This window comes from Thauera mechernichensis (assembly GCF_029588855.1).
GTDB lineage: Bacteria > Pseudomonadota > Gammaproteobacteria > Burkholderiales > Rhodocyclaceae > Thauera > Thauera mechernichensis.
Genome location: NZ_JARQZE010000008.1, coordinates 39,103 through 64,435 on the forward strand (window position 1 = coordinate 39,103; position 25,333 = coordinate 64,435).

At 67.5% G+C, this 25,333-nt stretch carries 30 protein-coding genes; 6 read left to right on the forward strand and 24 right to left on the reverse strand.

Annotated features, from left to right (window positions below; genetic code table 11):
- Window positions 1-25: 25 nt before the first annotated feature.
- The 6 genes from P7F68_RS12235 to P7F68_RS12260 all read right to left on the reverse strand — a co-directional run bounded on the left by P7F68_RS12235 (window position 26) and on the right by P7F68_RS12260 (window position 3,607).
- A complete protein-coding gene (locus P7F68_RS12235) occupies window positions 26-895 on the reverse strand; it encodes a transposase (protein WP_002932340.1) in 870 nt (289 codons plus the stop codon).
- 140 nt (window positions 896-1,035) lie between these two features.
- Complete coding sequence (locus P7F68_RS12240; protein ID WP_277833469.1) at window positions 1,036-1,371, reverse strand: type II toxin-antitoxin system HicB family antitoxin; 336 nt, start codon at window positions 1,369-1,371, stop codon at window positions 1,036-1,038.
- The gene (locus P7F68_RS12245; protein WP_277833471.1) at window positions 1,368-1,622 is read right to left on the reverse strand and encodes a type II toxin-antitoxin system HicA family toxin; all 255 of its coding nucleotides are present in this window, start codon (window positions 1,620-1,622) and stop codon (window positions 1,368-1,370) included. Before P7F68_RS12245 ends, P7F68_RS12240 begins: the two co-directional genes overlap by 4 nt.
- Window positions 1,623-1,791: 169 nt before the next feature.
- Window positions 1,792-2,805 (reverse strand): porin, encoded by a 1,014-nt coding sequence (locus tag P7F68_RS12250; RefSeq protein ID WP_277833474.1) that lies wholly within the window; start codon window positions 2,803-2,805, stop codon window positions 1,792-1,794.
- 173 nt (window positions 2,806-2,978) lie between these two features.
- A complete protein-coding gene (locus P7F68_RS12255; RefSeq protein ID WP_277833476.1) occupies window positions 2,979-3,380 on the reverse strand; it encodes a type II toxin-antitoxin system VapC family toxin in 402 nt (133 codons plus the stop codon).
- Window positions 3,377-3,607, reverse strand: coding sequence for a type II toxin-antitoxin system Phd/YefM family antitoxin (locus P7F68_RS12260; protein WP_270069311.1), 231 nt, complete (start codon window positions 3,605-3,607; stop codon window positions 3,377-3,379). The genes P7F68_RS12255 and P7F68_RS12260 overlap by 4 nt, the downstream gene beginning before the upstream one ends.
- 273 nt (window positions 3,608-3,880) lie before the next feature.
- On the opposite strand from P7F68_RS12260, the gene P7F68_RS12265 reads away from it, so the two are divergent.
- From P7F68_RS12265 to rpoH, 3 genes are all read left to right on the forward strand, one after another.
- On the forward strand, window positions 3,881-4,144 hold the full coding sequence (locus P7F68_RS12265; RefSeq protein ID WP_277833481.1) for an antitoxin: 264 nt from the start codon (window positions 3,881-3,883) through the stop codon (window positions 4,142-4,144).
- Window positions 4,141-4,560 (forward strand): type II toxin-antitoxin system VapC family toxin, encoded by a 420-nt coding sequence (locus P7F68_RS12270; RefSeq protein ID WP_277833483.1) that lies wholly within the window; start codon window positions 4,141-4,143, stop codon window positions 4,558-4,560. The genes P7F68_RS12265 and P7F68_RS12270 overlap by 4 nt, the downstream gene beginning before the upstream one ends.
- A gap of 87 nt (window positions 4,561-4,647) precedes the next feature.
- Window positions 4,648-5,499 (forward strand): RNA polymerase sigma factor RpoH, encoded by an 852-nt coding sequence (rpoH, locus tag P7F68_RS12275; protein WP_270069306.1) that lies wholly within the window; start codon window positions 4,648-4,650, stop codon window positions 5,497-5,499.
- An 85-nt stretch (window positions 5,500-5,584) separates the two neighbouring features.
- On the opposite strand, the gene P7F68_RS12280 is transcribed toward rpoH, so the two are convergent.
- From P7F68_RS12280 to P7F68_RS12330, 11 genes are all read right to left on the reverse strand, one after another.
- Window positions 5,585-6,202 (reverse strand): SCO family protein, encoded by a 618-nt coding sequence (locus P7F68_RS12280; protein WP_002932322.1) that lies wholly within the window; start codon window positions 6,200-6,202, stop codon window positions 5,585-5,587.
- Window positions 6,203-6,393: 191 nt separating this feature from the next.
- Entirely contained in the window at window positions 6,394-6,852 is a 459-nt protein-coding gene (locus tag P7F68_RS12285; protein WP_002932320.1) for a nuclear transport factor 2 family protein, read from the reverse strand.
- Between the two features lie 11 nt (window positions 6,853-6,863).
- Window positions 6,864-7,694 (reverse strand): SDR family NAD(P)-dependent oxidoreductase, encoded by an 831-nt coding sequence (locus P7F68_RS12290; protein WP_277833487.1) that lies wholly within the window; start codon window positions 7,692-7,694, stop codon window positions 6,864-6,866.
- A gap of 40 nt (window positions 7,695-7,734) precedes the next feature.
- Window positions 7,735-8,265, reverse strand: a complete 531-nt coding sequence (locus P7F68_RS12295) for a DUF3833 domain-containing protein (protein WP_037982795.1) — start codon at window positions 8,263-8,265, stop codon at window positions 7,735-7,737.
- 2 nt (window positions 8,266-8,267) lie between these two features.
- A complete protein-coding gene (locus P7F68_RS12300; protein WP_277833490.1) occupies window positions 8,268-9,659 on the reverse strand; it encodes an MFS transporter in 1,392 nt (463 codons plus the stop codon).
- Window positions 9,656-10,246 (reverse strand): chalcone isomerase family protein, encoded by a 591-nt coding sequence (locus P7F68_RS12305; RefSeq protein ID WP_002928683.1) that lies wholly within the window; start codon window positions 10,244-10,246, stop codon window positions 9,656-9,658. Before P7F68_RS12305 ends, P7F68_RS12300 begins: the two co-directional genes overlap by 4 nt.
- Window positions 10,246-11,487, reverse strand: coding sequence for an SAM-dependent methyltransferase (locus tag P7F68_RS12310; protein ID WP_002928682.1), 1,242 nt, complete (start codon window positions 11,485-11,487; stop codon window positions 10,246-10,248). Before P7F68_RS12310 ends, P7F68_RS12305 begins: the two co-directional genes overlap by 1 nt.
- The gene (locus tag P7F68_RS12315; protein WP_277833495.1) at window positions 11,487-12,245 is read right to left on the reverse strand and encodes a DUF1365 domain-containing protein; all 759 of its coding nucleotides are present in this window, start codon (window positions 12,243-12,245) and stop codon (window positions 11,487-11,489) included. The genes P7F68_RS12310 and P7F68_RS12315 overlap by 1 nt, the downstream gene beginning before the upstream one ends.
- Complete coding sequence (locus P7F68_RS12320) at window positions 12,245-13,591, reverse strand: NAD(P)/FAD-dependent oxidoreductase (RefSeq protein WP_002928679.1); 1,347 nt, start codon at window positions 13,589-13,591, stop codon at window positions 12,245-12,247. Before P7F68_RS12320 ends, P7F68_RS12315 begins: the two co-directional genes overlap by 1 nt.
- 4 nt (window positions 13,592-13,595) lie before the next feature.
- Window positions 13,596-14,402: a GTP cyclohydrolase FolE2 gene (gene folE2 / locus P7F68_RS12325; protein ID WP_277833497.1), complete on the reverse strand. Its 807-nt coding sequence runs from the start codon at window positions 14,400-14,402 to the stop codon at window positions 13,596-13,598.
- The gene (locus P7F68_RS12330) at window positions 14,399-14,719 is read right to left on the reverse strand and encodes a hypothetical protein (RefSeq protein WP_270069297.1); all 321 of its coding nucleotides are present in this window, start codon (window positions 14,717-14,719) and stop codon (window positions 14,399-14,401) included. The genes folE2 and P7F68_RS12330 overlap by 4 nt, the downstream gene beginning before the upstream one ends.
- Window positions 14,720-15,070: 351 nt before the next feature.
- Here P7F68_RS12330 and P7F68_RS12335 point away from each other — a divergent pair, with 351 nt between their 5' ends.
- On the forward strand, window positions 15,071-16,690 hold the full coding sequence (locus P7F68_RS12335) for a Na/Pi cotransporter family protein (RefSeq protein WP_386040587.1): 1,620 nt from the start codon (window positions 15,071-15,073) through the stop codon (window positions 16,688-16,690).
- 33 nt (window positions 16,691-16,723) lie between these two features.
- On the opposite strand, the gene P7F68_RS12340 is transcribed toward P7F68_RS12335, so the two are convergent.
- Window positions 16,724-17,635 carry a MerR family transcriptional regulator gene (locus P7F68_RS12340; RefSeq protein WP_277833502.1) on the reverse strand — a complete coding sequence of 304 codons (912 nt, stop codon included), beginning with the start codon at window positions 17,633-17,635 and terminating at the stop codon, window positions 16,724-16,726.
- Window positions 17,636-18,308: 673 nt separating this feature from the next.
- Here P7F68_RS12340 and recQ point away from each other — a divergent pair.
- Window positions 18,309-20,198, forward strand: coding sequence for a DNA helicase RecQ (gene recQ, locus P7F68_RS12345; protein ID WP_277833504.1), 1,890 nt, complete (start codon window positions 18,309-18,311; stop codon window positions 20,196-20,198).
- 47 nt (window positions 20,199-20,245) lie between these two features.
- On the opposite strand, the gene cyoE is transcribed toward recQ, so the two are convergent.
- From cyoE to P7F68_RS12365, 4 genes are all read right to left on the reverse strand, one after another.
- Window positions 20,246-21,154 (reverse strand): heme o synthase, encoded by a 909-nt coding sequence (cyoE, locus tag P7F68_RS12350; protein WP_277833506.1) that lies wholly within the window; start codon window positions 21,152-21,154, stop codon window positions 20,246-20,248.
- Between the two features lie 89 nt (window positions 21,155-21,243).
- Window positions 21,244-22,314 (reverse strand): COX15/CtaA family protein, encoded by a 1,071-nt coding sequence (locus P7F68_RS12355; protein ID WP_277833508.1) that lies wholly within the window; start codon window positions 22,312-22,314, stop codon window positions 21,244-21,246.
- Window positions 22,311-22,841 (reverse strand): hypothetical protein, encoded by a 531-nt coding sequence (locus tag P7F68_RS12360; RefSeq protein WP_002940840.1) that lies wholly within the window; start codon window positions 22,839-22,841, stop codon window positions 22,311-22,313. The genes P7F68_RS12355 and P7F68_RS12360 overlap by 4 nt, the downstream gene beginning before the upstream one ends.
- Complete coding sequence (locus tag P7F68_RS12365; RefSeq protein ID WP_277833510.1) at window positions 22,828-23,595, reverse strand: SURF1 family protein; 768 nt, start codon at window positions 23,593-23,595, stop codon at window positions 22,828-22,830. The genes P7F68_RS12360 and P7F68_RS12365 overlap by 14 nt, the downstream gene beginning before the upstream one ends.
- A gap of 26 nt (window positions 23,596-23,621) precedes the next feature.
- Between P7F68_RS12365 and P7F68_RS12370 the strand changes: the two genes are divergently transcribed.
- Complete coding sequence (locus tag P7F68_RS12370) at window positions 23,622-23,831, forward strand: DUF2909 domain-containing protein (protein WP_002928648.1); 210 nt, start codon at window positions 23,622-23,624, stop codon at window positions 23,829-23,831.
- A 26-nt stretch (window positions 23,832-23,857) separates the two neighbouring features.
- On the opposite strand, the gene P7F68_RS12375 is transcribed toward P7F68_RS12370, so the two are convergent.
- A complete protein-coding gene (locus tag P7F68_RS12375) occupies window positions 23,858-24,739 on the reverse strand; it encodes a cytochrome c oxidase subunit 3 (RefSeq protein WP_277833512.1) in 882 nt (293 codons plus the stop codon).
- Between the two features lie 60 nt (window positions 24,740-24,799).
- Window positions 24,800-25,324: a cytochrome c oxidase assembly protein gene (locus tag P7F68_RS12380; RefSeq protein WP_002928643.1), complete on the reverse strand. Its 525-nt coding sequence runs from the start codon at window positions 25,322-25,324 to the stop codon at window positions 24,800-24,802.
- Window positions 25,325-25,333: the final 9 nt, after the last annotated feature.

Below are 25,333 nucleotides of genomic sequence, written 5' to 3' on the forward strand. Positions count from 1 at the left end.
GGTCATGCGAGCGGGGTCAGGTCTTTCATTTACTCACAGTCCGTTGAGGCCGCCGTAACACACGCCCCTTGCTGACGATGCGGCTGATCGAACTGTAATGCAAGCCGAAGAAAGCAGCGAGTTGGGCGTAGGTGAACTCACCGGAATCAGCCGCCTCGAGGATGGCCCGGTCTCTCGAGGGGAAACGCTCGACGTAGGCGTCGAGGGCCACACCCTTCGGGCGACGCTGCATCCTGGGCACCTCGCTCAAGTTGTCATCGTCGGCAAACCTGCTCGCCATGCGACCTGCAAAATCCGCGCTGCCCAGGTAGATCTGCGCATTCAGGCCTTCCCAGATCGGCGGAAGACCAACACCGGCGCGCACAAAGTCTTCGTAGCGGCCGATGGCGCGCGTCCGCACTTCACCGAACTGGCCAAGGACCCAGTTCGTCGCCAACCATGACGGGGCCTCCACCCGGCCGAGCAGCGCGCGATGACTGCTCCACGGCCAGTCCGCCGCATCCTTGCACAGGCCGGCACGCACCGGATTGAGCACGACATAGCGCGCGAGCTCCACCAGGTAGGCGTCCGCCTCCACGAGGATCGCCTTGTAGCGCCCCTGAAAAACGTGACCGACGCGGCCATAGCGGCGATTGACCGCCTGCGTATACACCCCGTTGAGCTGCCGCATGCCGCGCGCCAGGTTGGCTTCGGCAGTCTCCACGACGACATGGTAGTGGTTACCCATCTGGCACCACGCATGGCAGCGCCAGTTGAAGCGCTCGCAGACCTCGCCGAAGAGATCGAGCCACGCCCGCCGGTCGACGTCATCACCATAGATCATCTCGCGCCGGTCGCCGCGCGACGTCACATGATACACACCGCCCGCAAGCTCGATTCGCAACGGCCGCGCCATGATGCCCGTCCTTTGAAAGGAGAGCTCGAATTATGCTTATGCCATTTCCTGCCCGCAAGCCCGTCACGCATCACTCGGCTCTGTGATGATCAACTGAAAGACCTGACCCCGAGCACGTGACCCCGAGCACGAGAAACCCCTCACCCCGCCCGGGCGGCCTGCCTGATAGCCTCGGCTGCCCACTGGTTCAAGCTCTGCCCGTGCGCAGCGGCAGCGACGACCGCCGCCTCGTGCACAGCGGGATCGACGCGCAGCGAGAACTTGCCCGAGAAACGCTTTCGTGGCTCGATGCCCCGCCGTTCGCAAGCATCCAGGAACATGCGGAGGGACGCCTCACCTTCGCGCCTCAGTCCGGCCACATCTGCCGCATAAAAATCCGCACCACCATTCAAACCGACGAACTCGCCGCGAAACATCTGGATGTCCGGATCGAAGGTGATCACGGCCTCGTAGCCCCCGATGTTCATGGTGTTCATGGTTGCACTCCGTTTTCTTCAAGCCACTTCCGAATTGCTGCAACTGCGCCCTTGTCGGTATCCGGGGACGGGTGCGGGCGATGAAAGACACGCACCACACCGAACAGGAACACCTCCACCCGAGAACCTTCGCGCTCCGAAATCTCGGCACCCAACTCCCGGAACAAAGCCTCGATGCCCCACCAGCGCACATTGGCCGAGACCGGCCGGACATGGATCAGTTCAAGGGTGCGCTGGTGTTTGCGCTTCACGATCTTATGGTATCAAAAAACGATACCAGACCAAAATGAGCAAATGAAAGACCTGACCCCAACCCTCCAACCCCCAGACAACCCCACCCAGAAGTGCGCTCATGCTGAGTGCAAAAAAAACGGGAGCCGAAGCTCCCGTTTTTACTTTCAAACCTGTCTGGAGGACAGATTAGAAGGTGTGACGCATACCAACGGCGAAGACGTCGGAATCCTTGCCGGTCACGCCAGTGGGCGCGCCAACGACGCCGTAGGCAAGACCGTTGCCGTTGTCGGTGCGGTTGAAGCCAGCGTAGGCGGTGGTGCGCTTCGACAGGGCGTGGGTGTAGGCGATCGAGTACGACTTGGCCTTGGCATTGACAGCATCAACATCAGCCTGGCCGTAGCCGACGTGGACATTGCCAGCGGCGCTGACCGGAACGACAACGCCGATCTGCCAGATGTCGGAGTCGTTACCCTTGACATGACCAATCGACTTGGCGTCCTGGTAGTTGGCAGCCAGGGTCAGCACACCGAAGTTGTAGCTCGCACCGATCGACCATTCCTTCTGGTCTTCGGCGGTGTCTTGCAGCAGCTGATACACGGCGGCGACACGCAGCGGGCCGTTGCTGTAGTCCAGACCCAGACCGACGGCGTCGTCGTTGCCTTCCTTCGGAGCAAGCTCAACAGCGTCCATCGAGTAGATGGCGCGGACCTTCAGGCCAGAGAACGAGCCGTTGTAGGCGATCGAGTTGTTCCAGCGGGCGTCGCCACCAGCATCGATGCTCGAGCCGGTGCCAGCAGCCAGGATGGACTGCGGCGACAGGATGCCGGAGTTGCCGAAGGCGTCAACAACGTGGTCGAAGCCCGGAGCGTACTGACGGCCGAGGCTGACCGTACCGAAGCCACCCGACAGACCGACGAAGGACTGACGCGAGTTGCCACCCAGGCCGGTGCCGTCATCGACGTTGTAGCCTTGCTCGAAGGTGAACACAGCCTTCAGACCATTGCCCAGGTCTTCAGCGCCACGGAAGCCCAGACGGCTACCCGACAGGCCACCGCTGTTGACGGCCGACAGGTCGTTGGCGCCATGCGAACCGAAAGCCATGTAGGCGTCGGCCACACCGTAGATGGTCACGTTCGACTGAGCGAAGGCCGGAGCCGAAACCAGGCCAGCAACAGCCAGCGCGATCAGTTTCTTCTGCATGTATTTCTCCTCAAATTTGAAGTTGAGACCGCGGCACCTGCCTCGGCCCTACTCACCTCTCTGGCGAGAAGTTGGGGCGATTCTGCAAACCTGAGCCCGGGCATGCAAGTCCGGGCGACGGAAAACACCACATTCCGGGCTTTGTTGTTGCGGGCGTGCAACAGAACGCCGGATCAGCGCCGCGCATCGAGCCGCGGCAGGGCCGCCTTCCAGCCCAGCAGCTTCTCGTCCGCCGTCACCAGCGTCGCGTTGCGCACCGCCGCGGAGGCGGCAATGAAGCGGTCCGCGAGGTCGCGATGCAGGTCGGCGAACCCCGCGGCCGCAAGCGCAATGCGGCCATCGAGCGGGATCTCGAGCAGCCCCGCGCTGAGCAGGCCTGCCCGCCAGCCTTCGATCGCGAGCGGCAGAACGATACGGCCTTTCTCTGCAAGCATCGCGCACTCCCAGAAGCTGATCGCACTCACCGCGACCTCGCCAGCACGCCAGGCCTGCTCGATGCGCGCACGCGCCTGCGGGCCGAGCGCGGCATCGTCGGCGTCCATCCAGATGAGGGCGTGCGTGTCGAGAACGATCACGACAGCACCTCCCAGTCATCGTCGGCAACCGGTGACACGATGTCGCCCAGGATACGTAAGCCTGGATGCAGACCAAAAGGCGAAGATGCGCGCGCGCCCTGATAGGGATGCAGTTCGGCCACGGGCTTACCGTTCTTCGTGACGACAAGGATCTCGCCGGAGGCCGCCACCTGATCCATCAGGGCGAGACAGCGGGCCTTGAATTCGGAGGCCTGGATGGTTTGCATAGTCGTACTCCCTGGATAATCGATGACCATGATCATGACCATGGTTGGATGCAAATGCAACAAGGCTGCAAGCAGGCAGCATGCACGGGTTCATCCAATACAAAATTCGGCACATTTTGTACAAAACATACAATTCAAGCTCACCAGAACGAAGAGGAGTGGCCACCATGCGCACCGTCCCTGCCACCGAGGCAAAACAAGCCATGGGCGTTTGCGTTGTTGCGACGCGGACATTAAAGTGCACACACAAACGTAGATACAAGAGGTAATACCATGGGAACGCTGACCAGCCGAGTGTTCAACAACGGCAACAGCCAGGCTGTGCGCATACCCGCAGAGTTCCGCCTCGACACCGACCGCGTCAGCATCACGCGCAACGAAGCGGGCGATCTGGTGATCCACCCCTTGCGCGTGCAACGCGGCACCGCCCTGATGCAGGCCCTGAAGGCGCTGGGCGAAGTGGACGAGGACTTCATCGCCGCGCTCGAGGCCGAACAGGAAGCGCCGCTGCAAACGCAGGAGCGCCAGGCGCTGTGATCTACCTGCTCGACTCCAACATCCTGATCTACCTGATCAAGAACCAGCCGCCCGGCATCGCGCAGCGCATCGACGCCCTCCCCGAGAACGACGCCCTGTGCATGTCTTTCGTGACCTGGGCGGAGCTGCTGAAGGGCGCCGAGCGCAGCACTCGCAAGACGGAGGTGCTACGCCGGCTGAACGCTCTGGCGCGCCAGGTACCGGTGCGCTATCCCGCCGACCCCGCCATCTGCAGGCATTACGCGGAACAGGCCACCCGCCTCAGGGAGGCAGGCACACCGATCGGCGCGAACGACCTGTGGATCGCCTGCCATGCGCTGGCCGAAGACGCCACACTGATCACCCACAATACGCGCGAGTTCAGGCGGATTGCGGGTTTGCGCGTCGAGGACTGGGTAGCCTCCGACACAGACTGAAGCAGGCCACCCCGGAACTCCCACCGCCCCTTAGCACTCTCACGCCCCGAGTGCTAATATTGAAGCGCACAAGGAGGACCCAAGCCCATGTCACACGCCCTGACCTTCCCCGTTCCCGCCGCCGGCAGCCTGGACCAGTACATCCAGAGCGTGAATCGCATGCCGATGCTGAGCGAACAGCAGGAGGTGGAACTGGCGACGCGGCTACGCGACGAGGGCGACGTGGATGCGGCACGGCAGCTGGTGATGTCGCATCTGCGCGTCGTCGTCGCCATTGCGCGCGGCTACCTCGGCTACGGCCTGCCCCACGCCGACCTCATCCAGGAGGGCAACGTCGGCCTGATGAAGGCCGTCAAGCGCTTCGACCCGAGCCGCGGCGTGCGCCTGGTGTCGTTCGCGATCCACTGGATCAAGGCGGAGATCCACGAGTACATCCTGAAGAACTGGCGCCTGGTGAAGATCGCCACCACCAAGGCGCAACGCAAGCTGTTCTTCAACCTGCGCGGCATGAAGAAGGACAGCACCACGCTGCAGCCTGCCGAGGTGCAGGCGATCGCGGCCCAGCTCGACGTCAAGCCCGAGGAAGTGGTGGAGATGGAAACGCGGCTCACCGGCCGCGACATTCCGCTCGACGCCGGCAGCGACGACGAGGACGAGCGCTTCGCGCCAATCTCCTACCTGCCCGACCCGCAGGCCGAACCTTCCGAGCTCATCGCCGAGGCCCAGCTGGCACACCTGCAGGACACCGGCCTGCGCAATGCGCTCGCCAGCCTCGACGACCGCAGCCGAGCCATCGTGCAGCGGCGCTGGCTCGCCGAAGGCGACAGCGCCACCCTGCACGAGCTGGCGGCCGAATACGGCGTCTCAGCCGAACGCATCCGCCAGATCGAAGCCAAGGCCATGCAGAAGATGCGGGGGATGCTGGCGGCAGTGGTGTAACTACAGCGCCAAGGCACTCTCCAGACAACAACGGCAGCTCGAAGGCTGCCGTTGTGCTTTCATGCGCTACGCTCGCACATCGCTGCTACTTCCCATCCAGCAGCGCCTTGATGTCCGCCGCGACCACCTGCGGCTCCTCGCCGTGCCTCATGTACAGACGCAACCGTCCATCGGGACCGAAAACGTAGGTACCGGCGGAATGGTCGATGGTGTAGTGGCCGGCCAGATCGCCGCTCTTGCGGTAGAACACGCGGAAGTCCTTGGCAATGGCAGCGATCTGCTCGGGCGTGCCGTACATGCCGAGGAAGCGCTGGTCGAACACCGGCACGTACTCGGCAAGCAGTTCGGGCGTGTCGCGCTCGGGGTCGACGGTGACGAAGACCACCTGCACGCGGTCGCTGTCGGCGCCGAGCAGGCCCATCACCTCGCTCATGCCCACCAGCGCAGTGGGGCATACGTCCGGGCATTGGGTGTAGCCGAAGAAGATGGTGACCGCCTTGCCCTTGAAATCGGCCAGCGTGCGCTCCTGGCCGTGATGGTCGGTGAGGCGGAAGTTTCTGCCATAGTCGGCGCCGGTGATGTCGGTGCTGCGGAACACCGGCTCGGCAGGCGTGCAGGCGGCGAGGACGCCGAGCGCCAGGGCGGGCAGAACGAGGGCACGCAGGCGCGCAAAAAGCGTTGATGACGAGAGAGCGGACGACATGGGCTTGCCTGTTTGACTGCAGAATCAGCGCTCGATGATAGACCCATCGCCTGCCCACCGGAACCCGCTGCGGCATTCGGCCGCAGCCGCCGCAGCGCTTGTCCGCCATCAAGGCACACTGGAATGGCGCTGTCCGACTGCACCTCCGCCAGCCCCACCCTCCCCTGCGCTCCTCGGGGCACCCGCCCGCGTCAGCCTGCCGACAGTCGCCTGCGCAGCGCACGCATCAGCGCCCCCAGCAACGGCAGCTTCTCGTACAGTTCCTCGGCGGCGTCCCAGTAGTCGCGGTGCAGCAGCACGCGGCCACCGGCATCGAAACGCAGGTGGGTCACGCCATGCACCACCACCGGCCGGCCGCGCAGCAGGAAATGGAAATCCCAGCCCAGCATGGCCTGCGCACCCTGCTCGATGCGCTCGGTGACCACGAAACGCGGCGCATCGACGGTATCGAACATGTGCTCGAAGATTCTGCGAATGGCTGCGGTACCGACGACATCGTTGAACGGATCCTTGAAACGCGCGTCGGCGGCATAGAGTGTGTCGACACCGGCCAGCGAGTGCGGCGCGAGTTTTTCGTAGAAACACGCCACGCGGCCAGCCGCGCTCGCGGCGGCGTCCGCAGTGGCGGGCGCCATGCCCTCGGAGCCCATGTGCGTCGACCTCATAGTCCAGTGGCTCGCCGCACGAGCCGGAAATAGAAGCGCCGCGGCAGCCACTGCAGCGCCTTGAGCACGCGGGTGAAGCGCTTCGGGAAGTGGATCTCGAAGTCGCCGCGCGCAAGGCCGTCTACGATCGCCTGCGCCGCCTGGACCGGCGTCTGCAGGGCCGGCATGTGGAAGTCATTGGCGGCTGTGAGCGGCGTGGCGACGAAGCCGGGGTCGATCAGGAAGACATCGACGCCGCGCGGCGAAAGATCCAGGTAGAGCGTCTCGGCCAGGTTGATCAGCGCCGCCTTGGTCGGGCCATAGACGGTCGCCTTGGGCAGCCCGCCGTAGCCGGCGACGCTGCCGACCAGGGCGATCGCCCCGCTGCCCTGGCGCAGCAGCACGGGCACGAGCTCGCCGACGCCGCACAGCGTGCCCACCAGGTTGAGCTCGACCGTCTCGCGCACGGCCTCGGCGCTCAGTTCCCAGGCGCGCAGCGGGCGATAGGTGCCGGCGTTGAACACCACCAGGTCCACGCCACCCCAGCGCGCCAGCACGGCGGCCTGCGCACGCGCAAAGTCAGCGTCGCGCGCGAGATCGAGCGCTTCGACCACGCAGTCGGACGCGGCCACCCCGCGCGCCATGCACGCCGCGCGCACCGCCTGCAGCCGCTCGACGCCGCGCGCCGACAGCGCCAGGCGCGCACCGCGCGCGGCCAGGTCCAGCGCCAGCGCCTCGCCGATGCCGGTGGAGGCGCCGACGATCCACACCCGCCGCCCCTGCCAGTTTCGGATCGGCGTGTTAAGCGGGGCGAACAGCCCGCGCCCGCTCCGGGTCACCGTCGTCATCGCTGCATCCTCGCTGCCATGCGCGCCCGGTCCTCGCCGCTCAATCGGCGCGCTTGAAGAAGGACAGCGTGACCTCGCCGAGGCGGAAGCCCCACTTGCTCATCAGCGAACGGTTGAGCATCACCTTATCGTCCATCAGGAACATCCAGTCGTCGAAATCGACGTTGTAGACCTTGTCGCCGACTGGCAGCGCCAGCACGTAGCGCCAGCGCAGCGCATTGCCCGCAGCCTCGCCGCTGGCCTCGCCGACGACATCGTCGGCGCGCCCGCTGTAGCGCCCGGGGCCGAGGCGGGTGATGGTCCACACGCGGCGCTGGGTGCTGCCATCGGAGTAGGTGAAGTGCTCATCGAGGGTGCCGACCTCGCCCTCCCAGCTCGCCTCGATCAACACGTGGAAGCGCTTCACCACCTTGCCCGAGCGGTCCTGGAACATGCCGTAGGCGTCGAGCGTGCCGTTGAAGTAGTCGCGCAGTTCGAGCACCGGCTGCTCGGCGCGGTAATGATCGACATTCACCGTCGTGCACCCCCACAGGCCGACCACGGCCACGATCCACAAGAAAAGACGTTTCACGATCACGATTGCACTCCCTCACAGACGGTCGCCTTGCGAAGGCCGTCGGCCGACGGCACATCCGGCTCGATCCAGGCGCGCCAGCGCCACAGCAGCACGATCGCCCCCAGCTTGAGCACGACCGGCACGAAGCCATACACCGCCGCCAGCGCCGTCACCGCAGCAGGCTCGCGCGCCCCCGGCGCATAGCCGAGCAGCGCGAGCAGCGGCAGCGCCAGGCCAGCCGCCAGTGCGAGGTTGGCCTTGGTGACGAAATTCCACCAGCCGAAGCATGCCCCCGCCTGCAGAGGGGGCTGAGCGCGCCCGGTCGCGCTGCGCGCGACGAGGTCGGCGAGCAGCGAGGGGGGCAGGCTGAGGTCGGCGCCGAGCGCGAGCCCCGACAGCACGCAGATGAGCGCGTAGGCGAACACGTCGCCGTCCCCGAGCAGCCCGGCCCAGGCGAACACCGCGACTGCCAGCACCATACCGGCGAGCCAGGCGCGCAGCTTGCCGATGCGCTGCGACACCCGCACCCACAGCGGCAGGCTGGCCGCCGCGGCGACGAAGTACAGCACCAGGAAGAGACCCGCGAGCCGTTCAGCGCCGAGCACGTCGGCGACGAAGAACAGTACGGTGGCCGACGGAATCGCCGCGGCGATGCCATTGGCGGCGAACACCGCGAGCAGGCGGCCGAAGCCGGCGTCGCGCACGGTGGCGCGCAGGCCTGACCACAGCGGCGTCGCCCGTACCGGCACGCGGCCTGCACCCTGTCCGGCCAGGCCGGCAGACGGAACTGCCGGCGCGCGCCACAGCGTCCACAGGCCGAAGCCGGCGAGCAGCGGCAGGAACAGCCAGGCCAGGCGCGCCAGCCCGGTCGCCTCGTCGGCGCCCAGCGCAAGCACCGCCGGCAGAGCCGCGGCCAGCACCACGCCGCCGAGCCCGAAAGCCTCGCGGCTGGCGACGTAGCGCGTGCGCAGAAGCGGCGTGTGCGCCACCTCCGCACCCCAGGCGTTGTAGGCGATGGTCGCCACCGACCACGCCAGTGACACGCCGACCAGCAGCAGGAACAGCCAGCCAAGACCCGCCCCTGCGGGCGGCGCAAGCAGGCCGAGCATGCCAGCGCCCAGGCCCGGCAAGGCCAGCGCGACCCACAGCCGGCGCCTTGGCAGGCGGTCGTTGGCCCAGCCGATCAAGGGGTCGGTAAAGGCGTCGACGATGCGTGCGGCGAGCAGCACCGCCCCCACCAGCGCCAGCGGCAGGCCGAGTCCTTCAGCGTACAGGCGCGGCACGTGGACATAGATCGGCAGCGCGGCGAAGGCCAGCGGCAGGCCGAGCGCTCCATAAGCTAGCAGCGCCTGGCGAGAATCGGTGCCAGGGCCCGGATCAGGTGAGGCGCTGGTCGCGGCGGCGCTCATCGCGCGCGCTCCGCCAGGCCGAGCAGTTGCGCGCGCAGACGCGGTTCGCGCGTGCGCGGATCGAGCCAGATTGCAAAGAAGGCCGCCGCCAGCTCGGCGTCTTCGAGCGCCGCGGTCGGCTGGCCCTGGTGCCAGAACTGCGCGCCTTCGCCCGGGCGGTGCAGCCCGACCAGAGTCTCGCCCGCCTCCACCGAGGGCAGTGCGCGCGCCAGGGCCTGCGCCCAGCGTGCCAGCTGCGCTTCATCCTCATAGCCGAGGCGACGCATCTCCCCCAGACTGAGTTCGACCAGGCGCGCGGACGACACCGCCCGTGCGTAGCGGATCGACAACGCATGGTCCGCAGCCAGCACCTGCGCCACCTCGGCCTCGTCGTCCACTGGCTCGGCGGCTGCATCGGGCATCGCCCACAGCGCCGCATCGTAGAGCTTGAGGCCGAACCAGCGCAGCTCACCCTCGCCCACGCGCTGAAGGCCGCCCTGAAGCGCCGGCGGCAGCTCACGCGCGAAGGACGGCGCGGCAACGAGCAAGGCGCCGGCGAGCAGCAGGGGCGCCAGCCAAGGATCGAGTGCAGCGCGCGGGCGTGGCATCAGCGCCTCCCGCCCCCTGCATCCGCATGCGCGAACACATAGTGGTGGACGTCGATGTCGCCCGTCTCGAAGCCGGCCTCGCAATAGGACAGGTAGAAGCGCCACATGCGCATGAAGCGCTCGGGAAAGCCCTGAGCGCGTACCGCAGCGGCCTGCGCCTCGAAGCTGCGCTGCCAATGCGCGAGCGTGCGCGCATAGTCGCGACCGAAGGCGAAGTCGCCGACGATGCCAAGCCCGGCGCGTTGCGCCTGCTGCGCCACCCTGCTCGGGCTGGGCAGCATGCCGCCGGGGAAGACGTGGCGCTGGATGAAGTCGGTGCCGCGCCGGTAACGAGCGAACAGTGCGTCGGCGATGGTGATGGCCTGCACCACACAGCGCCCACCCGGCTTGAGCAGCGCACCGAGCTGGCCGAAGTAGGTGGGCCAGAAGCGCTCGCCGACCGCCTCGATCATCTCGATCGACACGATGTGGTCATACTGGCCGCGCACGTCGCGATAGTCGCACAGTTCGAAGTCCGCGCGGTCGGCAAAGCCGCCGCGCTCGGCGCGCGCGCGCGCGAAGGCGAGCTGGGACGGCGACAGCGTGATGCCGAGCACCTTGCAGCCGAACTCTGTGGCGGCGACCTCGGCAAAGCCGCCCCAGCCGCAACCGACCTCGAGGATCGTCTGCCCCGGCTGGGCGCCGAGCTCGCCGAGGATGCGGCGGTACTTGCGCAGCTGGGCATCGACCAAGGACTCATCGGGGGTCGCGAAGACCGCGGCCGAATAGGTCATCGTCGGGTCCAGCCAGAGCGCGTAGAAGTCGTTGCCGAGGTCGTAGTGGGCCTCGATGTTGCGCCGCGAGCCGGTGCGGGTGTTGGCGCGCAGCAGATGCTGCAGACGGTGGCCAAGCAGGCGGAACATGCGGCCGTAGATGGCGCCATGCAGCTGGTCGCGGTTGGCCGACAGCAGGCGCAACAGGCCGGTGAGGTCCTCGGTGTCCCACAGGCCGTCCATCCAGGCTTCGCCGAAGCCGATGTCGCCGCGCGCGAGCGCCTCGTCGAACACGGCGTGGTCGCGCACCCGCAGGTGGGCCACGAGCGGACCGTGGCCGGCGCGCAGGCGCAGGCCGTCGGGCAGTTCGACGGCGAGCGCGCCACCCTGCAGGCGGTCGAGCATCTCCAGGGCGAGCCGGGTGGCGCGCGGGCGGCGACCGAGGCGCACGCTGGCCAGCGGCTGCAGGGCATGGTCGAGTGCGTTCATCAGGTGGTCTCCTCAAGCGGTGGCGCGGGCTTGCGATGGAACCTCACCCGACGCAGGGCCAGGCGCAAGGCCTGCCAATGGATGCGGGCGACGACGCCCAGGGTCATGAAGGGTTGGCGGACTAGCCACTTGCGCATCGCGGAGCCGTCGAGCGCCTGGGCGCGACCGGACAGGCGGGTGCTCAGGCGCAGCGCGCCCTCGTCCCACAGGTCGACCGACACCGCGTGCACCTCGCCCTGGCGCTCGAAGCGGAAGCGGTACTCGCCGCGCACCGGGAAGAAGGGCGAGACGTGGAAGCACTTGCGCGCGCGCAACTCGTCGCCCGCCGCAATCGGGCGCAGGTCGGGGTGGTGCACCAGGTAGTTGTGACGCTCGCCGAAGGTGTTGTTGACCTCGGCAAGCACGACACGCAGGTTGCGCGCGTGGTCATGGCAGAACCAGAAACTGACCGGGTTGAAAACGAAGCCGAAGATGCGCGGCATGGTCTGCAGCACCACCTCGCCGTCGCACAGCTCGCCCAGGCCATGCCGGTCGAGCACGCCGCGAATCCATGGCAGCAGCGGGCTACCGTCGCGGGCGCCGTGGTCGCGGCTGTATATGGCGAAAACGTTGGGGCGGTCGATGCCGAGCAGGGGCACCTGCAAGGTGTCGAGCCTGCCCAGCGGCAGGCGCAGGAAGGCTGTGGGGTAGATGAAGCGGTTGTGCGCCTGGACGTGGCGCTCATGCATCACCGCACCGAAGCATACGGCGGCGTTCATCAGGCCGCGAGCTCCAGCGCAGGCTCGACGGCCGTGACACGACCGCGCCGCCATGGCACCTCGACGCCCATTGCCTCGGCAACGGCCACCGCCGACTTGAGGCCATCTTCATGGAAACCGTAACCGGTCCAGGCCCCGGCGAACCAGCTGCGGTTGTTGCCCTGGATGGCCGGCAGCGCGGCCTGGGCGTCGATCGCGCCCTGGTCGAACACCGGGTGGGCGTAGTGGAAGCGGCCGATGACACGCTCACTGTCCGGCTCGAGGAAGGGGTTGAGCGACACCACCACCGGCGTCTCAAAGGGCAGCGGCTGCAGGCGGTTGATGAGATAGCTCACCGACACCGGGCGGTCGTCGGGCTCGCCCTCGCCGGACAGGTAGTTCCACGCCGACCACACCTTGCGCCGCTGCGGCAGCAGCGCGGGGTCGGTATGCAGAATGGCAAGGTTGTCCTGGTAGCGCACCGCTCCGAGGATGCGGCGTTCCTGCTCGCTCGCCCCCTCGCCCAGGATGGCGAGCGTCTGGTCGCTGTGACAGGCGAACACGACCTCGTCGAAGCGCTCGACGCCGGCACGCGTATGCACGCGCACGCCCAGCGCGTCGCGCTCGACGCGCAGCACCGGGTGGCCAACGCGCACATCGTCCAGGCGACCGAGCATGCGGCGCACGTAGCTGCGCCCACCGCCTTCGACCGTGAGCCAGCGCGGACGGTCGAGGACCTGCAGCAGGCCATGGTTGTGGCAGAACTGGACGAAGGTGGCGAGCGGGTAGTCGAGCATGGTGCGCGTCGGACACGACCAGATCGCGGCCGCCATCGGTAGCAGGTACCAGTCGCAAAAGGCCTGGCCGTAGCCCTCGAGCTCAAGATAGTCACCGAGCGAGATCGCCGGCATCCCACCTGCGGCCGCCAGACGCGTCGTCTCGCGGTTGAAGCGCATGATGTCGCGCACCATGCCCAGGAAGGCGGGGCGCAGCAGGTTGGCGCGCTGCGCAAACACCGTATCCAGGTTGGTACCCGCCCACTCAAGCCCGGGGCCGGCGAGGCTGACGCCGAAGCTCATCTCGGTTTCCACCGCCTCGACGCCGAGCAGTGCGAAGAGCGCGCACAGGTTCGGGTAGGTGCGGCGGTTGAAGACCAGGAAACCGGTATCGACCGGATGGGTGCGCCCCTCGAGGGTGACGTCCACCGTGTTGGTGTGGCCGCCGACGTAGTCGCCCGCTTCGAACAGCGTCACGCGGTCGCGCTGTGCCAGCAGCCAGGCCGTGCCGAGGCCGGCGATGCCGCCGCCGACCACCGCCACCCGGCGCGTGTCACCCGCACCCAGGCGCTCGAGCTCACCCATCTTCATGACGTCACTCCGCCGCGTTCTCGCCCTCGATCAGGGCGTACGCGGAATGGTTGTGGATCGACTCGAAGTTCTCGGACTGCACCGACCACGCGTCGATGCGGGCGTCGGCGCGCAGGCGCAGTGCGATGTCGCGCACCAGATCCTCGACGAACTTGGGGTTGTCATAGGCGCGCTCGGTGACCCACTTCTCATCCGGGCGCTTGAGCAGGCCGAAGACCTCGCAAGACGCCTCCTCCTCGGCCATGCGCACCAGTGCGTCGATATCCAGGTCGCCACGCAGGCGAGCCTTGAGCGTGATGTGGGAGCGCTGGTTGTGCGCGCCATAGGCGGAGATCTTCTTCGAGCACGGGCACAGGCTGGTCACCGGCACGGTCACTTCGAGCGTCGTGGCCACCACGCCATCCTCCACGCGCTCGACCACCACGCAGGCGTCCATGTCGAGCAGGCTGGCCACGCCCGAGACCGGCGCGAGCTTGTTGATGAACCAGGGAAAGCGCGCCTCGATGCGCCCGCTGTCCGCCTCCAGGCGCACCAGCATGTCGGCGAACAGGCGACGCAGACCGGCGAGGTCGAGCGCCTCGCGCTCGGCCTCGAGCAGTTCGACGAAGCGCGACATGTGCGTGCCCTTGACGTCGGCCGGCAGGCCAACCGTCATCTCCAGCGTGACCACGGTGTGTTGCACCGAACCCGCACTATCGCGCAGGGACATCGGGTAGCGCAGGCCGCGCACGCCCACGCGCTGGATCGGGAGGGCGCGGTGGTCGGCACTGGCCTGCACGTCGGGCAGGAAGAACTTGTCAGGGGCGTTCATGAGCGTTCCTTGTGGCGGATGGCGCCGGGGTTGGCGATGGGGAGGGCGTCGGGTTGCGCGCTGGGCAGTGCAAGCGGTGCCGCGCGCAAGGGCAGATCCGGGCGATGCATGAAGATGAGCAGATCGATCGGCACCGCCCTGGCGCCCTTTACGGGCATCGGCGCGCCGTCCTGGGTCACCACAGCGACCATGACCGGTGCCACCGCCAACGGCGCGCCCGGCGCGAGCCGCTCGGCTTGGGCGACATGAGGCAGCAGCGAACAGACGGCTGCGACCGACAGACCGCCGAGCCAGCGTGGGAGCGTCTTCTCGTTCATAGCTATGTCCTGGACAGAAGTAAGCGACGATCAAACGATAGGCCAGCCCATCGTAGATGTCAATGTTTTGTCCTGGACAAATAGAGCAAAGAACACAAGAACAAGTGCCCCAATCCGCCCGGCGCGATGCTGCGCCGCGCTGTCCCCCGAGCAGCGCCGGCCAGCACGGGACGCCCTCGGCGGAACAAAGTCGCACCACAACCGGGGCTTGCGGTATTACGCTTGCGGTTCGCCGACACAAGATACGTAATCAAAGCGCGGAGACAGCCCCTGGATACCAACCCCATCAGCACCTTCGAGGTCGTCGCCGGCCTGCTCGGCGGCATCGGCCTGTTCCTGCTCGGCATGCACATGCTCACCGAAGGCCTCAAGCTGGCCGCGGGCCGCGCGCTCGAGGGCATGCTCGAGCGCGGCACGGCGACGCCGCTGCGCGGGCTGGCGGCAGGCATGACCATGACGGCCCTGGTGCAGTCCTCCACCGCCGTGACCGTTGCCAGCATCGGTTTCGTCAACACCGGCCTGCTGTCGCTCAAGAACGCGATCTGGGTGATCTTCGGCTCCAACGTCGGCACCACGCTCAATGCCTGGCTGGTAGCCGCGCTCGGCTTCAGCTTCAAGATCGACGCCTTCGCCCTGCCCTTCGTCGGCATCGGCGCCGCGCTCATGCTGGCCGGACGCAGCCTGCGCATGCGCGCACTGGGCCAGGCACTGGCCGGCTTCGGCGTGTTGTTCCTCGGCATCGACGTGCTCAAGGACACCTTTTCCGGCTTCGGCGCCGCGCTCAACCTGCAGGACTACATCAGCCCGGGGGTGATGGGCTGGATCATCCTGGTCGGCATCGGCACCTTGCTCACCGTGCTGATGCAGGCCTCGGGCGCAGTGATCGCGATCATCATCACCGCCGCTCAGGGCGGGCTGATGTCGGTGGAAGCGGCTTGCGCGATGGTCATCGGCACCAACATCGGCACCACCTCCACCGCCATCCTGTCGGCCATCGGCGCCACCTCCAATGCGCGCCGCCTGGCCGCCGCGCACGTGATGTTCAACCTCGTCACCGGCACCGTGGCGCTGCTGCTGCTGCCGCTGCTGATCACGCTGCTGGGCATGACGAGAGAATGGATGGAGCAGCCCGCCACGCCGGCGGTCACGATCGCCATGTTCCACACCCTGTTCAACCTGCTCGGCGTGCTGCTGATGGTGCCGCTGGCCGGCGGCATTCTGCGCCTGCTGTCGAGCCGTTTCCGCAGCCGCGAGGAAGAGATCGCCCGCCCACGCCACCTCGATGCCAACTCGCTCGCGGTGCCCGACCTGGCATTACGCGCACTCCGCCTGGAGCTGGGGCGCACGCAGAGTTTTGCGGTGACCGCGTTGACCGCGAGCACGCGTACGCCACCCGACGAACCCTGGATCGAACGCCAGGCCGGCGCACTCGACGCACTCGGCCCTGCAATCGCCGCCTATGTGCGCAAGCTCAGCGTGGCAAGCCTGCCGCCCGCGCTGGTCGAGGCGCTTGCGCACAGCCTGCGCACACTGCAGTACCAGCAGAGCGCAGTCGGCGCCGCACGCCAGGCTTGCAGCCTGGGCACGGTACTGGGCCCGCCGTCCGAGCCCGAGCTGGTGGCTGCCGCCGATGCCTTCCGCCAGGCCGCGGCCAACCTGGCTGCCAGCGCAGACGCGAGCCAGACCGATTTCAACGCGGTGCGCGTGGAGCAGTTGCTGCTCGATACCGAGAACCGCTACCAGGCGCTCAAGGAGGCGCTGCTGCTGCAGGGCGCGCACGCGCGGCTGGACATCAACACCATGCAGGAGTGGCTGCGGCTGGCGAGCCTGCAGCGCCGGGCAGCGGAACAGGTCGCCAAGGGGGCACGCATGCTCGCAGTGCTCGATGGCGACCTGCTGCCGCACCAGGTCGAAGACGGTCCGGACACCGACAACGACGGTAACGGCGAGCCGGCACGCGTCCCCGCATAACGGCCGGCACCAGGGGAGCGGCTGCGCGCGCCTTCAGCTGTGCTGCGCGCGCCACTGCTGCAGCGCGGCCAGCGTACCGTCGAGATCGCCGACGACGCGGACGCCCGGCAGGCGCTTCTGTTTGTCGCGCACTGCGGCCCCGCCGGCCCAGATATCCACCGTCGTCGGCAGCATTTCGCGCAGCGCCAGCAAGCCCTCGATGGCCTGGCGCGCCGGGTAGGCAATGCTGAAGGACAGGCCGACGATGTCGAAGCCGCCCGCCACCGCCGCACTGCGGATGTCGGCAAGCGGCGTGCGCGTGCCGAGCGAGACACAGCAGGCGCCCTCGGGTACGAGCATGGCTTCGGCCATCAGCAGGCCGAGCACATGCTCCTCCTCGGGGAAGGTGGTGAGCAGCACACGCGGCCGGCCACCGCTTGCCGCCTGGGCACCAATCGCGCCGCGCAGCACGTTCTGCACCTGCTCGGTAAACAGGTGCTCCTCGGGGACGTCGACCTCGCCGCGCATCCAGGCCTCGCCCACTGCGGCCGCGAGCGGCGCGACCGTGTCGGCCACGAAACGCTGCAGGCCTTGCTTCATCAGCGCATGGCGCAAGGCCTGCGCAAGTTCGACGCTGCGATGCAGGCGCACGAGCTCGAGCAGGCTGCCGTCGCAGCCGGGCGCTGCCGCACTCGTGGCAAGGCACTCGTCGAGCATGCGCGAGAGTTCGTCCACGCTCGCCCCCACGATGCGCGCAGGCCGTCGTCCGTGGTCTAGCAAACGACGGATCAGGCGCAGCTTGTCGACCTGCTCGGGCGCGTACAGACGCTCGCCGTTGGCGTCACGCGCCGGCGTCGGAAAGCCGTAGCGTCGCTCCCACACCCGCAAGGTATCCTTCGCAATGCCGGTGTCGCGCTCGACGGCAGCGATGTTATGGACGGGTTCGAAACGGGCGATGTCGTTCATGGGCGGGCCGGACGTCCAGACTGGAACCTCGGGACGGGCTCCATCAGTGATGCGAATGTTAGGCAGCCCCCTCCGCTTTGTCCAGGACAAACTTAGATTTCGTCCACCCAACTCCCCTTCTCCCACCCCCCGTAGGAGCGACGCCAGTCGCGAGGGGTTGAAGGCGACAGGGCTCATCGCAAGCCCCGCAAAGCTCGCGGCTGGCACCGCTCCTACGGCGGACTGACGTGCGCGGCGCTTCTCCTGTGGGAGCGACGCCAGTCGCGAGGGGTTGAAAGTGACAGGGCTCGTCGCAAGCCCCGCAAAGCTCGCGGCTGGCGCCGCTCCTACGGCGGACTGACGTGCGCGGCGCTTCTCCTGTAGGAGCGACGCCAGTCGCAAGGGGTTGAAGGCGACAGGCCTCATCGCAAGCCCCGCAAAGCTCGCGGCTGGCACCGCTCCTACGGCGGACTGATGTGCGCGGCGCTTCTCCTGTAGGAGCGACGCCAGTCGCGAGGGGTTGAAGGCGACAGGGCTCATCGCAAGCCCCGCAAAGCTCGCGGCTGGCACCGCTCCTACGGCGGACTGATGTGCGCGGCGCTTCTCCTGTAGGAGCGACGCCAGTCGCGAGGGGTTGAAGGCAATCGCGCCCAACCGTCTGCCCGGTCAGCGGCGCGGAGGCTAAAATGGCAGGATGCTCGAAGACCTCCCCTCCCAGCCGGCACGGACGCAGGCCCCAGCGCTGACGGCATCCGCCCCCGGTCATGATGACCCGTCACCCGCGCACCGCATCCTCGAGCACGTCTTCGGCTACCCCGCTTTCCGCGGCGAGCAGCAGGCCATCGTCGAGCATGTCGCCGCAGGCGGCGATGCGCTGGTGCTGATGCCCACCGGTGGCGGCAAGTCGCTGTGCTACCAGATCCCGGCACTGCTGCGCACCGGCACGGCAATCGTGGTGTCGCCGCTGATAGCGCTCATGCAGGACCAGGTCAGCGCGCTGGTCGAAGCCGGCGTCAACGCCGCCTTCCTCAATTCCAGCCTGGATATGGAGCGCGCCCGCGCAGTTGAGCGCGCGCTGTGGGACGGCACGCTCGAGCTGCTCTATGTCGCCCCCGAGCGGCTGATGACGCCGCGCTTCCTCGACCAGCTCGACCACCTGCGCGACACCGGCCGGCTGGCGCTGTTCGCCATCGACGAAGCGCACTGCGTGTCGCAGTGGGGCCACGACTTCCGCCCCGAGTACCTGCAGCTCTCGATCCTGCCCGAGCGCTACCCGTCGATCCCGCGCATCGCGCTCACCGCCACCGCCGACCGCCAGACCCGCGAGGAGATCGCCGAGCGCCTCAACCTGCGGCATGCGCGCCGCTTCGTCTCCAGCTTCGACCGCCCCAACATCCGCTACACCATCGTCGACAAGGACGACGCGCGCCGCCAGCTGCTCGCCTTCATCCGCGAGGAATGCCCGTCTGAAGCCGGCATCGTGTACTGCCTGTCGCGCCGCAAGGTCGAGGAAACAGCCGCCTGGCTGCAGGAACAGGGACTCAACGCCCTGCCCTACCACGCCGGCATGACCCAGGAGACGCGTGCCGAACACCAGACCCGCTTCCTGCGCGAGGACGGCCTGATCATGGTGGCGACGATCGCCTTCGGCATGGGCATCGACAAGCCCGACGTGCGCTTCGTGGCGCATCTGGATCTGCCGCGCTCGATCGAGGGCTACTACCAGGAAACCGGCCGCGCGGGGCGCGATGGCCTGCCCGCGCAGGCGTGGATGGCGTGGGGCGCACAGGACGTGGTGCAGCAACGGCGCATGATCGACGAGTCGGAGGCAAACGAGGAATTCAAGCGCCTGGCGCGCAACCGCCTCGACGTGCTGGTCGGCCTCGTCGAGGCCACCACCTGCCGCCGCCAGCACCTGCTCGCCTACTTCGGCGAGGAGTCGGGTCCCTGCGGCAACTGCGACAACTGCCTCAATCCACCGCAGACCTGGGACGCCACCGAGGCTGCGCGCAAGGCGCTGTCCTGCGTATACCGCACCGGCCAGCGTTACGGCGCCGGCCACCTGATCGACGTGCTGCGCGGCGAACTCACCGACAAGGTGATCGAACGCGGCCACCAGGACATCACCACCTTCGGCATCGGCAGCGAGCTCGACGAGAAGCGCTGGCGCACACTCTTCCGCCAGCTGGTGGCGCGCGAGTTCGTCGCCGTCGACCACGAGCGCTACAACGCCCTGCGCCTCACCGACGCCGCCCGCCCGCTGCTGCGCGGCGAGGCCGAGTTCCACCTGCGCCTCGAGCGCGAACGCAGCCGCAGCCGCGCCAAGCGGCGCAGTGCCGCCCACCTCGAGATTCCCGACGGCATCCCCACCACCCTCTTCGATCGCCTGCGCGCCTGGCGCTTCGCCACCGCGAAGGAGCGCAACGTGCCCGCCTACGTGGTGTTCCAGGACGCCACCCTGCGCGAGATCGCCATCACCCGCCCACGCACCCTGACCGAACTCGGTCGCATCAGCGGCGTCGGCGATCGCAAGCTGGAGCACTACGGCGCGGCGATCCTCGAGCTCGTCACCGAGGCGGGCTGAGGCGGATCACGCCCCCGATCGGCCGGACCAAGCGGTCGGACCGGCGATTACAGGTAGTGGTCGGCCAGCAGCACCAGAAACAGCAACATCAGGTGGGTTATCGAGAAGCGGAAGGTTCGGATCGCGGTGTCGGCGTGCGGCGCGAACTTGAGCCGCCAGGCGTGGCGCAGGAACTGCAGGTTCAGCACCAGACTGCCCACCAGGTAGAACAGCCCGCTCATGCCGACCAGGTAAGGCAACAGGCACACCGCCAGCAGCAGTACGGTATAGAGCAGTACCAGCGTGCGGGTGAAGGCGATGCCATGGGTCACCGGCAACATCGGCAGGCCGGCGCGACGGTAATCCTCCACGCGGTGGATGGCCAGCGCCCAGAAGTGCGGCGGCGTCCAGGTGAAGATGATCATCATCAGCAGCAGGGCTTCGGCGCCCACACTGCCGGTCATCGCCGTCCACCCCAGCACCGGGGGCAGCGCCCCTGCCACACCGCCGATGACGATGTTCTGCGGCGTCGCGCGCTTGAGGAACACGGTGTAGACCACCGCATAGCCGAACAGGCCGGCGAGCGTCAGCCACGCGGTCAGTGCATTGACCGCCACCAGCAACAGGGCAAAGCCCGCGCCGGCAAGCGCAAATGCAAAGCTCACCGCCTGCACGCTGCTCAAACGCCCGGCCGGTAGAGGACGCATCCGCGTGCGCGCCATGCGGGCATCGATCTTCTGGTCGAGCACGTGGTTGAAGGCCGCCGCCGCACCCGACACCATGGCGATGCCCAGGCTCGCCAGCGCCATCAAGGCAAGATCGGGCAGCCCGGCGCTGGCAAGCATCATGCCCACCCAGGCCGTGAGCACCAGCAGCGCCACCACCCGCGGCTTGGTGAGCTGCCAGAACGCACGCCCGAGCGTGAGCGCCTCGCCCACGCTGGCTGCCACCGTCGGAATCCGCTTGTAGCCGTCCATGTCCGTACCCCCTGGCTCTGACACCCTGTATCTGACACCCTGTATCTGACACCGATAGGCCGCCCCGTGCGCAACACCCGGCTCGGTGGCTAGCGCAGCTTCATCGGGCCTTGAACCGCCACCCCATAGGCCGCCCCCGGTCTTGCACGCCCTCGCGCATGCAAGGCCTGGCCCGACTGCACATGCAACTGGCGGACCAGCAGCACGAGCGCGGCAAGCAGGCATGCCGCGGTCACATTGTGGGCAACCGCATTGAAGAGCGGCACCTGCCCGACCACGTTGATCAAGCCAAGCGTCACCTGCAACACCAGCAATACCCCCACTGCCGCGGCAAGCCCGCGAAGGCGCGCACTCAGGGCTCGGCGCATGCACAACAGCACCAGGCCGGCCAGCACGGCAGTGGCGACCAGAGCCCCCAAGCGATGCAACACATGAATGCTCATTCGCGCCTCGTAGGGCAGCACGCCATACTCATAGGTCTCATGTCCCAGCGGCAGGCTGAAAGCTGCGCGCAACGAGAACTGCGCATGCCAGCCGCCTTCGCAGAAGGGCAGCTGGTAGCACACAGCCGCGGCGTAGTTGGCCGAGGTCCAACCGCCAAGCGCAATCTGCGCCAGCAGCACGGCAAGGCCCAGCCAGGCGAGCGGCAGCAGACGGGTCAGCCGGGGCTCGACAGGGTCGGCAGGTCCGGCAGGGTCGCGGCCAAGCTCGACGCGCAGCAGCACCAGCATCGACAGCAGCGCGAAGCCGCCGAACAGGTGCGCCACCACCACCACTGGCATCAGGTTCATGGTGACCGTCCACATGCCGAGCGCGGCCTGAAACATCACCAGCGCCAGCAGCGCCGCACTCAGGCCTCGGGCGCGACGCAGGCGCTGGGCGAGGATGAAGACCGCCAGCACGCACAGCCCGAGCAGGCCCGCGATGTAGCGGTGCATCATCTCATTGCGGGCCTTGAAGGGGTCTATCTGGGCGTCTGGAAAACGTGCCTGCGCGGCCTCGATGTGAACGTCCTTCACCGGAGGGGTGAGGCGGCCGTAGCAGCCCGGCCAGTCCGGACAGCCCAGGCCGGCATCGGTGAGTCGGGTGTAGGCGCCGAGCGCGATCACCATCAGGGTCAGCGCGAGAGTGAGATTGACCAGCCAGGTGAAGCGCCTCATACCCCGCTCCTGTCGTAGTTGAGCAGACGCAGCAGGTCGCTACGAATGTCGGCGGCGACCTGGACCGCATGCGCCGGGTCACCGTCCACTGCATAGCGCAGCAAGGCCAGGCCCGCTCGATTGACGATCACGATGTGGCGCATGAGCGCGGCATCGGCGAGCGCTGCGGCCTCCCAGCGTACGCTCGGGAAGCGCTCGAGCACGGCCGGACTGGCGGCGGCGACAACAACCGGACGCACCTGTTCCTGCTTGCGGCCGAGCCCCGCATGCAGTTGCTGCAGGATGTGCAGGGCCGCTTCGACGGCGGCCTCGCAGGCGGCGTCACAGTCGCTTGGCTGCACGTAGGCCAGGCGCCAGTGGGCATCGCCCCCCGCCGATGCCGGCAGCACCTGCACCTCGTGGTCCAGCCATTGGCCGCGATTGCTGGCGTGGCCGGCAAACCAGCCCTGCGTCAGCGCCAGCCAGGCTGCGGCGAGCGGCAACAGCGCACAGAGCAGGAACAGGGCCAGGAACTTACGGCTGCTCATGCGGGCGCTCCTTGCACTGGCCCGCCGCCAGCGCGACAACGATCACCGCCAATGCCAGCAGCGCCCACTGCAGGGCATAGGCGCGATGGCGCTCGGCGGGCAGCACCACCGGCCGGTAGTGGATGTGAAAGGGCGAGCCCTGCTGCTGATGCACCAGACCTCTCACGAGCGCTACCGGCACCAGGGGAGAGAGCGCGTCCACATCGACCTGCTGTATGCGCATCGGCCAGCTGCCGCGGTCCTCGAGGTTGGTGCCGAGCAGCAGTCCCCCCACATCGGTGCGGAAGATGCCCTGCACGCGCAGTTGCGTGGGGATGGCCGGCAATGGCAGGACATCGCGTGCGGCCGGCGCCTCGATCCAGCCGAGGTTGAGCAGCACGGCCAGCCCCGCAGCGCGCGGGTCGCTGCGATCGGCGACCGCAATCAGCACGTCGTAGCCGGCGCGGCCGTCGACGATGCGGTTGTCGATCAGCCACACGGCGGGCGCCAGCCAGCGCGCCTCGAAGTCTACCTGCAGGCCGTCGACCGCGCCCTCGCCCGCCCCAACGCCGGCCTGCACCAGATGCGCCAGCCGCGTCAGCCCGACCGCGCCCTGCGCCTGCCACGCCGCGATGCGCGCCAGCGTCTGCGTCTTCTCGGTAGCGCGCTGGAACTGCCACATGGACAGGCTCGCCAGCAGCGCGCTTGCCGCCAGACTGACCAGGGCCCACTGCCAGCGAATGGTCCAGCAGCGCCCGAAGGCTGTTATCTTCATCGCCATCCCGCCTGCGGAGCCTCGCCATGTTCATCAAGATCCTGCTCGTCATCCTGCTCGCCGTGGTGATCGTCAGCCTGTTCCAGGCGCTCTACGTGATGCTGAAGAACGATGGCTCGCACACCCGCATGTCGCGCTATCTCGCCCGTCGCGTGTACTTCTCGGTGGCGGTGATGGCACTGCTGGTGGTGTTGCTCGCCACCGGGGTGCTGACCACCAATCCACGCCCCTACTGAACGCCGCCCCGCCATCCGGCGCCCGTTCAGAGCACGTACACGAAGATGAACAGGTTCAGCCACACCACATCCACGAAGTGCCAGTACCAGGCCGCGGCCTGAAACCCGAAGTGCTTGTCGGCGGTAAAGTGGTCCTTGATCACGATGCGCAGCCAGATCACCAGCAGCAGGATGGCGCCGATGGTGACGTGCAGGCCGTGAAAGCCGGTGAGCAGAAAGAAGGTGTTGCCGTAGATGCCCGAGTCCAGGCGCAGGCCAAGGTCGCGGTAGGCGAGCACGTACTCGTAGACCTGGAAGCCGAGGAACACCGCACCGAGCACGATGGTGAGCCCGAGAAAGATCTTCAGGCGCGCTCGGTTGCCGAGCTCGATGGCGGTGTGCGCGACCTGCAGCGTCACCGAGGAAGCGAGCAGTATCAGCGTGTTGATGAGCGGGATGCCCGACCAGGGCATAGGCTGCGTCTCGGTGCCACCCGGCGTCTTCAGCACCGGCCACACCGCGTCGAACTGCGGCCACAGCAGTTCGCCGGTCATCGCATTGTTGCCTGCTCCGCCCAGCCAGGGGACCGCGATCACGCGTGCGTAGAAGAGCGCGCCGAAGAAGGCGAGGAAGAACATCACCTCGGAAAAGATGAACCACGCCATGCACTGGCGGAAGGAACGGTCGAGCTGGTCGCTGTACAGGCCGCTGGTCGATTCGCGGATGACGGTGCCGAACCAGCCGAACAGCATGACCACCAGCAGCGCGATGCCCGCCCAGAAGATATAGACGCCATTGCCACCCTCGGGCTTGCCCGCCTGCGTCACCCACGATGCGGCCCCGTAGCCCACCAGCAACAGCGCGACCGCGCCGAAGATCGGCCAGCCGCTGTCGTGCGGCACGTAATACCTCTGATGCGTGGTACTCATGCTCATGCCTCCATTTGTGCGTGGGCCGCGGTGCGTGCGAGCCCGCCCGGATACGGACGCTCAGCGGCTGGCGGTGTGGGCGCTCTTGTACAGGCGATAAGACAAAGTCATGTTCCGAAAACGCTCGGGCAGTGCAGGATCGATGTAGAACTGCACCGGCATGGATCGCGTCTCGCCGGCGGCCAGTGCCTGCTCCTCGAAGCAGAAGCATTCGATCTTCTTGAAGTAGCGCGCAGCCTCGCCGGGTGATACCGAGGGCACGGCGGTCGCGACCAGGGCTTCGCCGCTGCGGTTCGCGACCTCGAACTCGACGATCTGCAGGTCACCCGGGTGGATCCTTACGCGCTCGGTCAGCGGCACGAAGGTCCACGGCATGTCGGCATCGCTGCGTGCAAGGAACTCGACGCTGACCTCGCGCGACAGATCTACACCGGCGGGCTGCGCCGCGGCCACGCCCTCGGTCTTGCCATTGATGCCGGTGATGCGACAGAACACGTCGTACAGCGGCACCATCGCAAAGCCGAAGCCGAACATCGCGACGCACACCAGCAGCAGACGCCGTACCAGGCTTGCGTTGCTCGTCATGATCCTTGC

Excerpts from the sequence above, each read along its gene's own strand:
- P7F68_RS12365 (WP_277833510.1), bottom strand. The coding sequence starts at position 23,595 with ATGAAGATAACAGCCTTCGGGCGCTGCTGGACCATTCGCTGGCAGTGG.
- P7F68_RS12305 (WP_002928683.1), bottom strand. The coding sequence starts at position 10,246 with ATGCCACGCCCGCGCGCTGCACTCGATCCTTGGCTGGCGCCCCTGCTG.
- P7F68_RS12240 (WP_277833469.1), bottom strand. The coding sequence starts at position 1,371 with ATGAACACCATGAACATCGGGGGCTACGAGGCCGTGATCACCTTCGAT.
- P7F68_RS12315 (WP_277833495.1), bottom strand. The coding sequence starts at position 12,245 with ATGAACGCCGCCGTATGCTTCGGTGCGGTGATGCATGAGCGCCACGTC.
- cyoE (WP_277833506.1), bottom strand. The coding sequence starts at position 21,154 with ATGGACGGCTACAAGCGGATTCCGACGGTGGCAGCCAGCGTGGGCGAG.
- P7F68_RS12380 (WP_002928643.1), bottom strand. The coding sequence starts at position 25,324 with ATGACGAGCAACGCAAGCCTGGTACGGCGTCTGCTGCTGGTGTGCGTC.
- P7F68_RS12300 (WP_277833490.1), bottom strand. The coding sequence starts at position 9,659 with ATGAGCGCCGCCGCGACCAGCGCCTCACCTGATCCGGGCCCTGGCACC.
- P7F68_RS12310 (WP_002928682.1), bottom strand. The coding sequence starts at position 11,487 with ATGAACGCACTCGACCATGCCCTGCAGCCGCTGGCCAGCGTGCGCCTC.
- P7F68_RS12290 (WP_277833487.1), bottom strand. The coding sequence starts at position 7,694 with ATGACGACGGTGACCCGGAGCGGGCGCGGGCTGTTCGCCCCGCTTAAC.
- P7F68_RS12285 (WP_002932320.1), bottom strand. The coding sequence starts at position 6,852 with ATGGGCTCCGAGGGCATGGCGCCCGCCACTGCGGACGCCGCCGCGAGC.
- P7F68_RS12260 (WP_270069311.1), bottom strand. The coding sequence starts at position 3,607 with ATGCAAACCATCCAGGCCTCCGAATTCAAGGCCCGCTGTCTCGCCCTG.
- P7F68_RS12265 (WP_277833481.1), top strand. The coding sequence starts at position 3,881 with ATGGGAACGCTGACCAGCCGAGTGTTCAACAACGGCAACAGCCAGGCT.
- P7F68_RS12280 (WP_002932322.1), bottom strand. The coding sequence starts at position 6,202 with ATGTCGTCCGCTCTCTCGTCATCAACGCTTTTTGCGCGCCTGCGTGCC.
- P7F68_RS12320 (WP_002928679.1), bottom strand. The coding sequence starts at position 13,591 with ATGAAGATGGGTGAGCTCGAGCGCCTGGGTGCGGGTGACACGCGCCGG.
- P7F68_RS12355 (WP_277833508.1), bottom strand. The coding sequence starts at position 22,314 with ATGAGGCGCTTCACCTGGCTGGTCAATCTCACTCTCGCGCTGACCCTG.
- P7F68_RS12360 (WP_002940840.1), bottom strand. The coding sequence starts at position 22,841 with ATGAGCAGCCGTAAGTTCCTGGCCCTGTTCCTGCTCTGTGCGCTGTTG.
- P7F68_RS12370 (WP_002928648.1), top strand. The coding sequence starts at position 23,622 with ATGTTCATCAAGATCCTGCTCGTCATCCTGCTCGCCGTGGTGATCGTC.
- P7F68_RS12335 (WP_386040587.1), top strand. The coding sequence starts at position 15,071 with ATGCTCACCGAAGGCCTCAAGCTGGCCGCGGGCCGCGCGCTCGAGGGC.
- P7F68_RS12235 (WP_002932340.1), bottom strand. The coding sequence starts at position 895 with ATGGCGCGGCCGTTGCGAATCGAGCTTGCGGGCGGTGTGTATCATGTG.
- P7F68_RS12375 (WP_277833512.1), bottom strand. The coding sequence starts at position 24,739 with ATGAGTACCACGCATCAGAGGTATTACGTGCCGCACGACAGCGGCTGG.
- folE2 (WP_277833497.1), bottom strand. The coding sequence starts at position 14,402 with ATGAACGCCCCTGACAAGTTCTTCCTGCCCGACGTGCAGGCCAGTGCC.
- P7F68_RS12340 (WP_277833502.1), bottom strand. The coding sequence starts at position 17,635 with ATGAACGACATCGCCCGTTTCGAACCCGTCCATAACATCGCTGCCGTC.
- rpoH (WP_270069306.1), top strand. The coding sequence starts at position 4,648 with ATGTCACACGCCCTGACCTTCCCCGTTCCCGCCGCCGGCAGCCTGGAC.
- recQ (WP_277833504.1), top strand. The coding sequence starts at position 18,309 with ATGCTCGAAGACCTCCCCTCCCAGCCGGCACGGACGCAGGCCCCAGCG.
- P7F68_RS12330 (WP_270069297.1), bottom strand. The coding sequence starts at position 14,719 with ATGAACGAGAAGACGCTCCCACGCTGGCTCGGCGGTCTGTCGGTCGCA.
- P7F68_RS12250 (WP_277833474.1), bottom strand. The coding sequence starts at position 2,805 with ATGCAGAAGAAACTGATCGCGCTGGCTGTTGCTGGCCTGGTTTCGGCT.